A 14,134-nucleotide genomic window follows, 5' to 3' on the forward strand; every position below is an offset into this window, starting at 1 on the left:
CTTATCGTTGCCGCGCGGCTTCGCGCACGGCATTCCAGACTTTCAGCGCATCGACCGTCGCCGCGACGTCGTGCACGCGCACGATCGCCGCACCGCGCTCGACCGCGCACAACGCGGCCGCCACGCTCGCCGCGACGCGCTCCACCGGCGGTTTGCCGCCGATCACCGCGCCGAGCATCGACTTGCGCGACATGCCCGCGAGGATCGGATAAGCGCGCCCGTCGGGCCGCGCGGGCGCCGTGTCCGGCAACGCGGCCAGCAGCGCATAGTTGTCGTCGACGACCGCCTTGCCGAACCCGAAGCCGGGATCCACGCAGATCCGCTCCGGCGCAATGCCCGCGTCGCGCAGCGCCTGTGCGCGCGCCGCAAGAAAATCGCGCACGTCGGTCACGACGTCGCCGTAGTCGGGCTCGCCGACCTGCATCGTCTGCGGCTCGCCGAGCATGTGCATCGCGCACAACCCGCAGTTGCCGTCGCGCACCGCGTCGATCGCGCCCGGCTGGCGGAACCCCCAGATATCGTTGATCAGGTCCGCGCCGGCGGCCAGCGCCGCGCGCATCACGGCCGGCTTGTAGGTGTCGATCGACAGCGGCACGTTCAGCGGCCGCAGCGCCTCGACGAGCGGGATCACGCGCGCGAGCTCCTCGTCGAGCGGTACGGGCGGCGCGCCGGGGCGCGTCGATTCGCCGCCGATATCGAGGAGGTCCGCGCCTTCGGCGATCATGCGCTCGGCCTGGCGCAGCGCATCGTCACGCGCGAGGAAGCGGCCGCCGTCGGAGAACGAATCGGGCGTGGCGTTGAGAATGCCCATCACGAGCGGGCGCTCGAACGTCAGTGCGAAGCGGCCGCACTGGAGCGGCGCGGGAATGGATGGAGTAACAGCGGAATCGGACACGAGCGACTGGCGTGGTTGAATGCAAAACGGGCCGGTGTGAAGCCACACCAGCCCGTGAACGGTGCTAAAGCGGAGGTTATGCCGCCGGCGAAGCAGGCGCCGGCGCGTTGCCGGGCTTGACCTCGGCGCTGCTGCCACCGCCCGACGAATCGCCGCCGACGGCCGGCGAGCTCTTCGGCGAACGCGGCGGACGGCCTTCCATGATGTCGTTGATCTGATCGGCGTCGATCGTCTCCCACTCCATCAGCGCGGCCGTCATCGCTTCGACCTTGTCGCGGTTCTCTTCGAGCAGGCGGCGTGCGAGGTTGTACTGATCGTCGAGCACGCGGCGGATTTCCGAATCGACCTTCTGCTGCGTCGCTTCCGAGATCGTGCGCGTGAAGCCGCGGCCGAACGGCGACGCATCGTTCTCGTCGTCGACGTAGACCATCGGCCCGAGCGCATCGGTCATGCCGAAGCGTGCCACCATCGCGCGCGCCGTCTGCGTTGCCTTGTTGAAGTCGTCCGATGCGCCGGTGCTGACGAGATTCATGAACAGCTCTTCCGCCACCCGGCCACCGAACAGGATCGCGAGGCGGTCCAGCAGGTAGTCCTTCGAATACGTCTCGTTGTCATGCTCCGGCAACTGCCACGTGACGCCCAGCGCACGGCCGCGCGGAATGATCGTGACCTTGTGCACGGGGTCGGCCTTCGGCAGCAGCTTCGCAACCACCGCGTGGCCCGACTCGTGGTAAGCGGTCGCGCGCTTCGCTTCCTCGCGGATCACGGCCGACTTGCGCTCCGGACCCATGAAGATCTTGTCCTTCGCGTCCTCGAAATCCTGCATCTCGACGATGCGCTTGCCGCGGCGTGCCGCGAACAGCGCAGCCTCGTTCACGAGGTTCGCGAGATCGGCGCCCGAGAAGCCCGGCGTGCCGCGTGCGATGACGGCCGCATCGACGTCGTTCGCGATCGGTACCTTGCGCAGGTGCACGCGCATAATCTGCTCGCGGCCGCGGATATCCGGCAGACCGACGTAGACCTGGCGGTCGAAACGGCCCGGACGCAGCAGCGCCTTGTCGAGCACGTCGGAGCGGTTGGTCGCTGCGATCACGATCACGCCCGAGTTCGCCTCGAAGCCGTCCATCTCGACCAGCATCTGGTTCAGCGTCTGTTCGCGTTCGTCGTTGCCGCCGCCCATGCCGGCGCCGCGATGACGGCCGACCGCGTCGATTTCGTCGATGAACACGATGCACGGTGCATGCTTCTTCGCCTGCTCGAACATGTCGCGCACACGGGCCGCGCCGACGCCGACGAACATTTCGACGAAGTCCGAACCCGAGATGCTGAAGAACGGCACCTTCGCTTCACCCGCGATCGCGCGGGCGAGCAGCGTCTTGCCGGTACCCGGCGGGCCGACGAGCAGCACGCCGCGCGGAATGCGACCGCCCAGCTTCTGGAATTTCTGCGGATCGCGCAGGAAGTCGACGAGCTCGGACACTTCTTCCTTCGCTTCGTCGCAGCCCGCGACGTCGGAGAAGTTCACCGCGTTGTTGTTCTCGTCGATCAGCCGCGCTCGCGACTTGCCGAACGAGAAGGCGCCGCCTTTGCCGCCCCCCTGCATCTGCCTCATCATGTAGAACCAGAACACGATGATCAGGATCGTCGGCCCGAGGTAGTACAGCGCGGACATCAGCGCGTTCGGCTCGTCGTCGGCCTTGCCGCTGACCTGCACGCCGTACTTCATCAGGTCGCCGACCATCCAGATGTCGCCGGGCGACACGATCTGGTATTTCTGGCCATCAGCCGGAGTGACGGTGAGGTTGCGCCCCTGAACGATGACGTTCTTGACCTTGCCGTTCTTGGCGTCGTCCATGAACTGCGAATAGGACACGCCTTCCTGGACGCGGGGCTTGTCGAACTGCTTGAACACCGTAAACAGCACCAGTGCGATCACTAACCACACCGCTGCCTTCGAAAACATATTGTTGTTCAAAGCACCACTCCTTCACTCGTAGACGAGCGCCTACATTTTCCTTGCGGCGCCCCTCGGTCATTCTAATCCAGTCCGACCACCCTCGCCATAAGCATTGACAACCGCCGCGATAGCGCTTCGCTTGTCTGGCAAGGGCCGGAGCCCGTTTGCGGCACCCCGCTCCGCATCAGCGCGGATGCTTCAGATGCCGACCCAAAATGAACGTTTCGGACGATTTGTCGCGGGACGCCTTGGGCTTGCGCGGCGCGACGGTCTTAAACTGCTGTTTGAATTTCTCGACGATCTGGCTGTAGCCGCTGCCGTGAAAGCATTTCACGAGCAGCGCACCATCCGGCTTCAGATGGTTCTGCGCGAACTCGAGCGCCAGATCGCAGAGATGCTCGATGCGCGCCGCGTCCGCCGAGGCTACGCCGGAGAGGTTGGGGGCCATGTCCGAAATAACAAGGTCCACCGCGCGGCCTTCGAGCACTTCCTCGAGTTGGTGGAGCACTTCGTCCTCGCGGAAGTCGCCCTGGATGAAGTGGACGTCGGCGATCGGCTCCATCGGCAGCAGGTCGAGCGCGATGATCGTGCCGTCGATGCCGCCCTCGCGCTCGGTGTCGCGCTTCTTGCCCTGCGCGAGCTTGTTGCGGGCATACTGGCTCCAGCTGCCCGGCGTCGCGCCGAGATCGACGATCACCTGGCCCGGACGGATCAGCTTGTCCTGCTCGTCGATTTCCTTCAGCTTGTACGCGGCACGCGCGCGATAGCCCTCCCGCTGCGCCATTTTGACGTACGGGTCGTTGATGTGATCGTGCAGCCAGTGCTGGTTAAAGCGGTTTTTTGCCATTCGAGAGAGAGATTGCTGCCATTTGCTTCGTGAAGCCGCGCTTTTAGCGGATAATACGCGTCTTCTTCGCGCGGCTGCGGCCCCTTTTCAGGCCCAAGCCGCGATTTTACGTGGTTTCGGCGCCCGGCTGACGCGGTAACTTCCCGCGATCGCTTTTCAGGCCGCGCGCCCTTATTTAGATTTCGACATTTCCATGCCCGCCCTTTCGCTTTCTCCCGCCGAGCGCTCCGCGCTGCGCTCCCAGGCCCATGCGCTCAAGCCCGTCGTGCTGATCGGAGCCGAAGGGCTGACCGACGCCGTGCTGAAGGAAATCAAGGTGCACCTCGCCGCGCACCAGCTGATCAAGATCCGTGTGTTCGGCGACGAACGCGACGAACGCGTCGCGATCTACGACGAGATCTGCGACCGCCTGAGCGCGGCGCCGATCCAGCACATCGGCAAGCTGCTGGTGATCTGGAAACCCGAAGCCGCCGCAGCGGCCCCGGCCCGCGGCCGTCGTGCCGGCACGCTGCCGAGCGCGGCCGAAGCCGCCGACGACAGGAAGGGCCGCGCACCGCGCACCGTCAAGGTCGTCAAGGTGTCGCCGAACGCGAGCCCCGTGCGTCGTCCGAAGCCGACGAAGGTTGTCGTGCGCGGTAACGAGCGCGTGACGGCGGGCGGCAACGTGAAGCGTGCGAAAAAGCGCCAGGCAAGCACCAAGCGGCCGTTCCAGGACAAGTAAAACGCGTACGCGGCACGGTCACGCCGTGCCGCGCTCAGGCGTCGCGCGCCGGCAGACGCCAGATCAGCATCAGCCCCAGCACGCTCTCGACGAGATAGAACACGCTCGAGACGCCGTGCAGCATCCCGAAGCGACTCGCGTACGGCGAGTTCGCGATATCGGTGCCCGCGTCCATCGCGGCCACCCGCAGCGCGTTCATGAACGGCTGCAGCGCGAAATACCCGGCCAGCACGCACACGACCATCGCGGCGACGATCCAGCGCACGCGGCGATATTCGCTGCTGCCGCGCCGCACCTGCTGGTTCGACAACGCGAGCAGCAGCACGCCGCACACGACACCGAGGATCGCCTCGATACGGAACAACTGGGCGGCGACCGAACCGGCCGTCATCCGCTCCAGCGTCTTGAACAGCACGGGCGCGACCGCATACCCGATCGTCAGCAGGCTGCCGACCCACACGGCCGACAGCAGACGGAACACGCGATGCGGCATCACGTCGCCCCGCTTCAGATGTAGCTGACCGAGATGATTTCGTATTCGCGCACGCCGCTCGGCGCCTGCACGGCCGCGACGTCGCCTTCGGACTTGCCGATCAGCGCGCGCGCGATCGGCGAGCTGACCGAGATCAGGCCGTGATCGATATCGGCTTCGTCGTCACCGACGATCTGGTATTTGACGGTGTCGCCCGACTCGAGATCCTCGAGTTCGACCGTCGCGGCAAACACCACGCGGCCATCGGCATCGAGCACCGTGGGATCGATGATTTGCGCGGCGGACAGCTTCGATTCGAGTTCTGCGATGCGACCCTCGATGAAGCCCTGCTTTTCCTTCGCGGCATCGTATTCGGCGTTTTCGGACAGATCGCCCTGTGCGCGGGCCTCCGCGATCGCGTTGATCACGGCCGGCCGCTCGACGGACTTGAGGCGCTGCAATTCATCGCGCAGTTGCCCCGCGCCACGCTTTGTCAACGGAATGGTGCTCATAAACGGCTCAATCGCTAAAAACGGCTTTAAAAAAAATCACCGCGATTAAGCGCGTTTCCGATGAACCGGAAACACCGCTTAACCGCGGCACGTATTGCTTCGACAGGAAACTGACTGCTTAGTTTAGGCGAGCGTGAAGACCTTGTAAATCATAGACTTCCAGATCCTTCAGGTAGCGCAAGCCTTCGACGGCCGCGCGCGCGCCCGACATCGTCGTGTAGTACGTGACCTTGTGCGCCTGCGCGCTCATGCGGATCGAACGCGAATCGGCGATCGCCTGGCGCGTCTCGTCGACCGTCGTGAACACGAGTGCGATCTCGCCGTTCTTGATCATGTCGACGATGTGCGGACGGCCGTCCTTCACCTTGTTCACGACCTTCACCGGCACGCCGGCCGCTTCGATCGCGGCAGCCGTGCCCTTGGTCGCGACGATCGGGTAGCCGAGGTCGTGCAGCATGCGCGCGACTTCGACCGCCTTCGGCTTGTCGGCGTCCATCACGGTCAGCAGCACCGTGCCCGACTCCGGCAGGCGCGAACCGGCTGCGAGCTGCGACTTGAACAGCGCTTCGCCGAACGTCTGGCCGACGCCCATCACTTCGCCGGTCGAACGCATTTCAGGCCCGAGGACCGGATCGACGGTCGGGAACTTCACGAACGGGAACACCGCTTCCTTCACGCTGAAGTACGGCGGCTCGACTTCCTTCGTCACGCCCTGCTGCGCGAGCTTCTGGCCGACCATCGCGCGCGCCGCGATCTTCGCGAGCGGCAGGCTGGTCGCCTTCGACACGTACGGCACCGTGCGCGATGCGCGCGGATTCACTTCCAGCACGTAGATGATGTCCTGCTTCGAACCGTCCGCCTGCGGCACCTGCTGGATCGCGAACTGCACGTTCATCAGGCCGACCACGTTCAGCGCCTTCGCCATCGCGCCCGTCTGGCGCTTCAGCTCGGCCACGGTTTCCTTCGACAGCGAGTACGGCGGCAGCGAGCATGCCGAGTCGCCCGAGTGGACGCCTGCCTGCTCGATGTGCTCCATCACGCCGCCGATGAACACGGCTTCGCCGTCGCAGATGCAGTCGACGTCGCACTCGATCGCATCGTTCAGGAAGCGGTCGAGCAGCACCGGCGAATCGTTCGACACCTTCACGGCCTCGCGCATGTAGCGCTCGAGGTCGCGCGGCTCGTGGACGATTTCCATCGCGCGGCCGCCCAACACGTACGATGGGCGCACGACCAGCGGATAGCCGATTTCCTCGGCAAGCTTGAGCGCCTCGTCTTCGGCGCGCGCGGTGCGGTTCGGCGGCTGGCGCAGGCCGAGGTCCTGCAGCAGCTTCTGGAAGCGTTCGCGGTCTTCGGCGGCGTCGATCATGTCCGGCGACGTGCCGACGATCGGCACGCCGTGCGCCTCGAGGTCGAGCGCAAGCTTCAACGGCGTCTGGCCACCGTACTGGACGATCACGCCGACCGGTTTTTCCTTGTCGACGATCTCGAGCACGTCTTCGAGCGTCAGCGGCTCGAAGTACAGGCGGTCGGACGTGTCATAGTCGGTCGACACCGTTTCCGGGTTGCAGTTGACCATGATCGTTTCGTAGCCGTCCTCACGCATCGCGAGCGCCGCGTGCACGCAGCAGTAGTCGAACTCGATGCCCTGGCCGATCCGGTTCGGGCCGCCGCCCAGCACCATGATCTTCTTGTTGGTGGTCGGCTGCGCCTCGCACTCTTCCTCGTAGGTCGAGTACATGTAGGCCGTCTTGGTCGCGAACTCGGCCGCGCAGGTGTCGACGCGCTTGTAGACCGGGCGCACGTTCAGCTCGACGCGACGCTTGCGAACGTCTTCCGGCGTCGCGCCGAGCAGCTTCGCGAGGCGGCGGTCGGAGAAGCCGCTCTGCTTCACGTAGCGCAGTTCGTCGAACGTCAGCGACGCGAGCGTGCGGCCCGTAAGCGCCTTTTCCTTCAGGATGATCTGCTCGATCTGCTCGAGGAACCACGGGTCGATCGCGGTTTCGGCGAAAATTTCCTGGGCCGTCATGCCGATGCGGAATGCATCGCCGACATACCAGATGCGGTCCGGGCCCGGCTCGTGGATCTCGATCGCGATCTCGTCGCGATTGGTCGACTTCTCGTCGAGACCGTCGACGCCGACTTCGAGGCCGCGCAGCGCCTTCTGGAACGATTCCTGGAACGTGCGGCCGATCGCCATCACTTCGCCGACCGACTTCATCTGCGTCGTCAGGCGCGAATCGGCTTCACGGAACTTCTCGAACGCGAAGCGCGGGATCTTCGTGACGACGTAGTCGATCGTCGGCTCGAACGATGCCGGGGTCTGGCCGCCGGTGATTTCGTTCTTCAGCTCGTCGAGCGTGTAGCCGACCGCCAGCTTGGCGGCGACCTTCGCGATCGGGAAGCCGGTCGCCTTCGATGCGAGCGCCGACGAACGCGACACGCGCGGGTTCATTTCGATGACGACCATGCGGCCGTCCTTCGGGTTGATCGAGAACTGCACGTTCGAGCCGCCCGTGTCGACGCCGATCTCGCGCAGCACCGCGAGCGATGCGTTACGCAGGATCTGGTATTCCTTGTCGGTGAGCGTCTGCGCCGGCGCGACCGTGATCGAGTCGCCGGTGTGCACGCCCATCGGGTCGAGGTTTTCGATCGAGCAGACGATGATGCAGTTGTCGGCGCGGTCGCGCACGACTTCCATCTCGTATTCCTTCCAGCCGAGCAGCGATTCCTCGATCAGCAGTTCGCGCGTGGGCGACAGGTCGAGACCGCGCCTGCAGATTTCCTCGAACTCTTCGCGGTTGTACGCGATGCCGCCGCCCGAGCCGCCGAGCGTGAACGACGGACGGATCACGACCGGGTAGCCGCTGCCGCCGGTGCCCGCCATGATCTCGGCGTGCACCTTGGTCGCTTCTTCCATCGAATGCGCGATGCCCGACTTCGCGGAGCCGAGACCGATCTTGGTCATCGCTTCCTTGAACTTCTGGCGGTCTTCCGCCTTGTCGATCGCTTCCGGCGACGCGCCGATCAGCTCGACGCCGAACTTCTCGAGCACGCCGTGGTGATGCAGGTCGAGCGCGCAGTTCAGCGCGGTCTGGCCGCCCATCGTCGGCAGGATCGCGTCCGGGCGCTCCTTCTCGATGATGCGCGCGACGACTTCCCACGTGATCGGCTCGATGTAGGTCACGTCGGCCGTGTTGGGGTCGGTCATGATCGTCGCCGGGTTGCTGTTGACGAGAACGACCTTGTAGCCCTCCTCACGCAACGCCTTGCAAGCCTGCGCGCCCGAATAGTCGAACTCGCACGCCTGGCCGATGATGATCGGGCCGGCGCCGATGATGAGGATGCTCTTGATGTCTGTGCGTTTTGGCATGGCTTGTGAATTCAATAAGTAATCGTTGTCGTGGGTCGGCCGGCAGCGCTCAGCTCATGGTCGCGAGCGCGAGCTTCACCGAGAATCCGATGAACAGGCCGCCCACGCTGCTCGCCGCGCCTGCCGCGAGCTTGCGGCGACGGCGGAAGTGCTCGGCGAGCCGCGCCCCCGCGAAGATCAGCGTGCTCAGGTACAGGAAGCTCGCGCTTTGCGCGATCGCCCCGAGCACGACGAACGACAGCGCGGGATGCGGAAATGCCGGGTCGACGAACTGGATGAAGAACGAGATGAAGAACAGGATCGCCTTCGGATTCAGCAGGCTCACGATCAGCGCCTTGCGGAACGGCTGCTCACCGTCGACCGCCTGCGGCGCCTCGGCGGGCCCGCCCGCCGGCGTGCGCAGCTTGCGCCACGCGCTGCGCAGCATGCCGGTGCCGATGTAGAGCAGATACGCGGCGCCGCCGTACTTGACGACGGAAAACAGCAGCGGATTCGCCTTCAGCAGCGACGCGACGCCCGCGGCCGACAGCACCATCAGCACCGTGTCGCCGACGAACACGCCGCAGGCCGCCCGATAGCCGGCCTTCACGCCGCGCTGCGCCGCGAGCGACAGCACGTACATCGAGTTCGGCCCCGGCAGCAGGATGATGAAGATCACGCCGAACACGTAGGTCCAGATATCCGTGATGCCGAGTGCGTGGCCGAACATGATGCGAATCTCCCGTCCTTCGGTTGCGTCGGTTGCGTTAGGCGTTGCGCTGCTTCGCCGCGTCCATCAGCGCGGTGAAACGGTCGAACAGATAGCCGATGTCGTGCGGGCCCGGCGATGCTTCCGGGTGGCCCTGGAAGCAGAACGCCGGCTTGTCGGTCAGCTCGAAGCCCTGCAGCGTGCCGTCGAACAGCGACACGTGCGTCACGCGCGCGTTGGCCGGCAGCGAATCCGCGTCGACCGCGAAGCCGTGGTTCTGCGACGTGATCACGACACGGCCGTCGCCGAGATCCTTCACCGGATGGTTCGCGCCATGGTGGCCCGTCTTCATCTTCAGCGTCTTCGCGCCGACCGCGAGGCCCATGATCTGGTGACCGAGGCAGATGCCGAAGGTCGGCACGCCGCGCTCGATGAATTCCTTCGTGGCCGCGATCGCGTAATCGCACGGCTCAGGATCGCCGGGGCCGTTCGACAGGAAGATGCCGTCCGGATTGAGCGCGAGCGCATCGGCCGCGCTCGCCTGCGCGGGCAGCACCGTCACCTGGCAGCCGCGCTCCGCGAGCATGCGCAGGATGTTGTACTTGACGCCGAAATCGTAGGCGACGACGCGGTACTTCGGCGCTTCCTGCATGCCGTAGCCGCTGCCGAGGCGCCATTCCGTCTGCTTCCACTCGAACGGCTTGGTGGTCGACACGACCTTCGCGAGATCCATGCCCGCGAGGCCCGGGAACGAGCGCGCGAGCTCGATCGCCTTCGCCTCGTCATCCGAACCGGCCAGGATGCAGCCGTTCTGCGCGCCCTTGTCGCGCAGGATGCGGGTCAGCTTGCGGGTGTCGATGCCGGCGATCGCGACGACGCCTTCGTCGCGCAGGTAATCGCCGAGCGTGCGGTCCATGCGGAAGTTCGATGCGAGCGTGGGCAGATCGCGGATGATCAGGCCGGCGGCATGGACTTTCGTGGCTTCGACGTCTTCGGCGTTGACGCCGACGTTGCCGATATGCGGATAGGTGAGCGTAACGATCTGGCGCGCGTAGCTCGGATCAGTCAGGATTTCCTGATAGCCGGTGATCGCGGTATTGAACACGACTTCGCCGATCGTATGGCCTGCGGCCCCGATCGAATAACCACGAAAGACCGTGCCGTCGGCGAGTGCAAACAAGGCGGGAGAAAAAGACGGCAACACGGGAGGCTCCTTGGGGAACACCCTGCTGCCGACCTGTTTACCCTGCCGCGCGAGCGCCGCGCTGCGTGGGCGCGCGTAGTCGCTAGCTGGACGCGGCCTGCGTTGTCGAGACGCGAACCCGGCGCGTGGCGCACGAGGCTTCGCGGCATCGCCCGGCAGGCGGCGTGCGGCGGATGAACGGGATGAATGAGGTAGGCGCTAGGGTGCGAGGTTGATCAGCACAAACTTTCAAATTATAGCCCGAAAATGGCCCTATCTTCAATCGATATGGCCGTCCGATCATGCGCGCGCCGCCACCGGCAGCGCGGTACGGCACACGCGCCACGACGCACGCTCGACGTGCTGCGGCCCCGTTTCCGCAGCCGCCCACCCATCAGCGTACCGCCGGATCAGTGCGCTTGGCCAGCGCCGCGCGCGGGCCACACGTACCAGACCGCGCTCGCGAGCTGCAGCGCAAGCAGCACGCCCCATGCGGTGAAGTGCGCGGCCGCCGGATAACGGCCGTCGAGCGCGGGCCAGCGCGACAGCACCGCGCCGACACCGATCTGGAACGCAAAGATCAGCAGGAAGATCACCAGCGTGAGCGTCGTGTTCGCGCGGCCGATCAGGTGGACGGGAAAGTGCCCGGCCATCACCGCGTAGGTCAGGATGCCGACGCCGCCGAACATCCCGTATGCAGCCCACAGCACGGCCGGCGGCAACGGCATGCGCGCGACGATCGCGACCTGCGTCGCGACGAACAGCGCCATGCCGACGCCGCAGAATGCGTAGACGGACACGCCGCGCCGCTCGAGCACGCGCGCCGCGGCGCCGAAGCCGACGCAGCCGGCCATCATCGCGAAGCCGAGCACCGACACGAGGCGCGCGGCATGCGGCGCATCGAACCCCGCGACGTCGCGCAGGTACGGCCCGACCCACAGCGACTGCATCGCGTAGAACACGCCCTGCGTGACGACCGAGAACGACGAGATCTTCCAGAACGCGCGGCTGCTCAGGATGTGCCACGTGCCCTTGAACTGGCTGACGAGCCCGCCCTGGTGGCGCACCTGCTTCGCTTCGGGCGCGCCGAAGCCGATCGAGGCCGCGACGATCACCGTCAGCACCGCGAGGCCGAAACAGATCGCGCGCCAGTTCGTCCAGCCGAGCAGCCAGGTCAACGGCGAACCGACCGCGACGCCGCCGAAGCCGCCAACGGCCATCACGAGGCCGTTGACGAGCGGCAGCCGGCCGACCGGGAAATGCTGCGCGAGCGCCTTGAACGCCGCGCCGAGACACACCGACACGCCGACGCCGATCAGCAGCCGGCCGATCATCATCGTGCCGAGGCCGTGCGCGGTGCCGAACACGGCGGCACCGGCCGCCGCGAACAGCAGCATGCCGGCCGTCACTCGGCGCGGGCCGAAGTGGTCGAGCATCACGCCGGCCGGGATCTGCGCGCCCGCGAAGCCGAGGAAATAAAGACTGGTGAGCAGGCCGAGATCGGCGGCCGACAACCCGAGCTCATGCGTGACGAACGGCGCAAAGCCCAGATTGACGCCGCGAAACACATACGACACGAAATACCCGATCGAAAACAGCGCGAGCACCCTCACCTGCACCGACGACATCGCTTCCCCTCGTTATATGAAGACTGTCGAAGCGGCACCCCCGCGCCGCGCACAAACGAAAACGCCGTCACCTCGGTGACGGCGTTTCGTCGCAATTCGTCGGATGATAGCGCAATCGCGCGACCCGGACCGGCCACCCGCCGCGCAGCCGTGCTACTTCTTCTTGCCCTTGGCTGGCGCGGCCTTCGCGGATGCAGCTTTCGTCGATTTGGCGGATTTGGCCGCCGGCTTTGCCGCGCCGCGCTTCGCGCCGTGCGACTTGCCGCCCACCGCCAGGCTCGCGCGCTCGATATGCGCACCGCCGGCCGAAGTCGCGATGCGCTCCGGACCGGGTTCCGCCGGCACCGAGCGGCCGACCGGCACGTGCAGCACCAGCGCCTGACCCGGCATCGCGAGATCGCGGTGCGTGCGGTTCCACGCCTTGAGCTGGCCGACCGACACGCCGTAGCGGCCGGCGATCGCCGCCATCGACTGCTTGCGGCGCACGCGGATCAGCATCTTGCGCGTGTCGGGTACGTCCGGCTCCATCGCGAGCGCGCCGTTTTCGGCGACGTCGGCGCTGATGTCCTCGTCGTCGTCATCGCCGCGCGGCACGACGATCGTCGAGCCCGGCTTCAGGCGCATGCCGGCGGGAATCTTGTTGACCGACATCAGCGTATCGGCGTCGACGCCGATCTTCTCGGCGATCGCGGCCGGCCGCGCACGTTCGCTGACCGTATAGGTGGTCCACGTCGAAAGCTGGCCGTTGTATGCCTTCAGGTTCTTCTCGAACGCGGACGCGTTGTCGAACGGCAGCAGGATCTGCGGTTCGGTCGCGCCGAGGATCACCGGCTTCGAGAACGACGGGTTCAGCGAGCGGAATTCGTCGAGCGACAGGTTCGCGAGCTTCGCGGCGACTGCGACGTCGATGTCGCGCGACGTCGTGACCGTCACGAAATACGGGTGGTTCGGGATGTCCGGCAGCGTCAGGCCGTACTGCTTCGGGCTCGCGATGATGTTCTTCACCGCCTGCAGCTTCGGCACGTAGTTGCGCGTCTCGTTCGGCATCCGCAGGCTCTGGTAGTCGGTCGGCAGGCCGGCCGCCTGGTTGCGCGCGATCGCGCGCTGCACGTTGCCCTCGCCCCAGTTGTACGCGGCCAGCGCCAGATACCAGTCGCCGAACATGTCATGCAGGCGCGACAGGTAGTCGAGCGCGGCGCTCGTCGACGCGAGCACGTCGCGCCGCTCGTCCTGCCACATGTTGCGCTTCAGGTTGTACGTGCGGCCCGTACCGGGCATGAACTGCCACATGCCGGCCGCCTTCGCGACCGACAGCGCCTGCGGGTTGAATGCGGATTCGATGAACGGCAGCAGCGCGAGCTCGGTCGGCATGTGACGCGCCTCGAGTTCCTCGACGATGTGATACAGGTATTTCTGCGAGCGCTCGGTCATGCGCTGCACGTAATCGGGACGCTGCGTGTACCAGGTCGTCTGCATGTCGACGAGGTCGCTCTGCAGGTCGGGCATCTGGAAGCCGCGACGGATGCGCCCCCAGAGATCGGAGTCCGCACTGGTCAGGTCGCCGACGGATTGCTTGTCGACGTCGACAGTTTCTTTGGCGGTGGCTGATTTACGGAGGTAGTTGGACGTCGCCTGCGAATCGGCGGCGTTGTCGGCGACAGGAGCCTGGCTCGCACAAGCGGCGAGCAGCAGGACCACCATCGCACTCAATATAAGTCGCATGAAAATCTCGGCTTCCGACGGCTGGAAATTGCTGGCGATACTACGGAAGTGCGTGCTTCACGTCAATAAAAACACCGAAAACTCAGCGAAATCCTACATTTGGAGCAATTTTTACAGACACCGCTTGAGCTTTGGA

General features: G+C 65.7%; 11 protein-coding genes. 1 reads left to right on the plus strand and 10 read right to left on the minus strand.

The genetic code is table 11. From position 1 onward, the window contains the following. Position 1: 1 nt before the first annotated feature. The 3 genes from folP to GD429_RS00495 all read right to left on the minus strand — a co-directional run bounded on the left by folP (position 2) and on the right by GD429_RS00495 (position 3,699). Positions 2 to 943 carry a dihydropteroate synthase gene (gene folP / locus GD429_RS00485; RefSeq protein ID WP_321574304.1) on the minus strand — a complete coding sequence of 314 codons (942 nt, stop codon included), beginning with the start codon at positions 941 to 943 and terminating at the stop codon, positions 2 to 4. A gap of 28 nt (positions 944 to 971) precedes the next feature. Next, on the minus strand, positions 972 to 2,870 hold the full coding sequence (gene ftsH, locus GD429_RS00490) for an ATP-dependent zinc metalloprotease FtsH (protein WP_034183278.1): 1,899 nt from the start codon (positions 2,868 to 2,870) through the stop codon (positions 972 to 974). A gap of 166 nt (positions 2,871 to 3,036) precedes the next feature. Further along, positions 3,037 to 3,699, minus strand: a complete 663-nt coding sequence (locus tag GD429_RS00495; protein WP_111017392.1) for an RlmE family RNA methyltransferase — start codon at positions 3,697 to 3,699, stop codon at positions 3,037 to 3,039. 193 nt (positions 3,700 to 3,892) lie between these two features. Between GD429_RS00495 and GD429_RS00500 the strand changes: the two genes are divergently transcribed. Then, positions 3,893 to 4,420 carry a YhbY family RNA-binding protein gene (locus tag GD429_RS00500; protein ID WP_069745677.1) on the plus strand — a complete coding sequence of 176 codons (528 nt, stop codon included), beginning with the start codon at positions 3,893 to 3,895 and terminating at the stop codon, positions 4,418 to 4,420. A 34-nt stretch (positions 4,421 to 4,454) separates the two neighbouring features. On the opposite strand, the gene GD429_RS00505 is transcribed toward GD429_RS00500, so the two are convergent. From GD429_RS00505 to GD429_RS00540, 7 genes are all read right to left on the minus strand, one after another. Further along, a complete protein-coding gene (locus GD429_RS00505; RefSeq protein ID WP_152855494.1) occupies positions 4,455 to 4,913 on the minus strand; it encodes a DUF4149 domain-containing protein in 459 nt (152 codons plus the stop codon). 14 nt (positions 4,914 to 4,927) lie between these two features. After that, positions 4,928 to 5,404, minus strand: a complete 477-nt coding sequence (gene greA, locus GD429_RS00510) for a transcription elongation factor GreA (protein WP_152855218.1) — start codon at positions 5,402 to 5,404, stop codon at positions 4,928 to 4,930. 118 nt (positions 5,405 to 5,522) lie between these two features. Continuing rightward, on the minus strand, positions 5,523 to 8,777 hold the full coding sequence (carB, locus tag GD429_RS00515) for a carbamoyl-phosphate synthase large subunit (protein WP_152855219.1): 3,255 nt from the start codon (positions 8,775 to 8,777) through the stop codon (positions 5,523 to 5,525). A 49-nt stretch (positions 8,778 to 8,826) separates the two neighbouring features. Further along, positions 8,827 to 9,486 carry a leucine efflux protein LeuE gene (gene leuE / locus GD429_RS00520; RefSeq protein WP_152855220.1) on the minus strand — a complete coding sequence of 220 codons (660 nt, stop codon included), beginning with the start codon at positions 9,484 to 9,486 and terminating at the stop codon, positions 8,827 to 8,829. A 37-nt stretch (positions 9,487 to 9,523) separates the two neighbouring features. Continuing rightward, positions 9,524 to 10,669, minus strand: coding sequence for a glutamine-hydrolyzing carbamoyl-phosphate synthase small subunit (gene carA / locus GD429_RS00525; protein WP_321574305.1), 1,146 nt, complete (start codon positions 10,667 to 10,669; stop codon positions 9,524 to 9,526). A gap of 389 nt (positions 10,670 to 11,058) precedes the next feature. Next, positions 11,059 to 12,276 (minus strand): MFS transporter, encoded by a 1,218-nt coding sequence (locus GD429_RS00535; RefSeq protein ID WP_152855221.1) that lies wholly within the window; start codon positions 12,274 to 12,276, stop codon positions 11,059 to 11,061. Between the two features lie 153 nt (positions 12,277 to 12,429). Next, positions 12,430 to 13,998 (minus strand): transglycosylase SLT domain-containing protein, encoded by a 1,569-nt coding sequence (locus tag GD429_RS00540; protein ID WP_152855222.1) that lies wholly within the window; start codon positions 13,996 to 13,998, stop codon positions 12,430 to 12,432. Positions 13,999 to 14,134: the final 136 nt, after the last annotated feature.

Origin of the sequence: Burkholderia sp. BE17, from assembly GCF_009362305.1 — a bacterium.
Taxonomy (GTDB): Bacteria; Pseudomonadota; Gammaproteobacteria; order Burkholderiales; family Burkholderiaceae; genus Burkholderia; species Burkholderia pyrrocinia_C.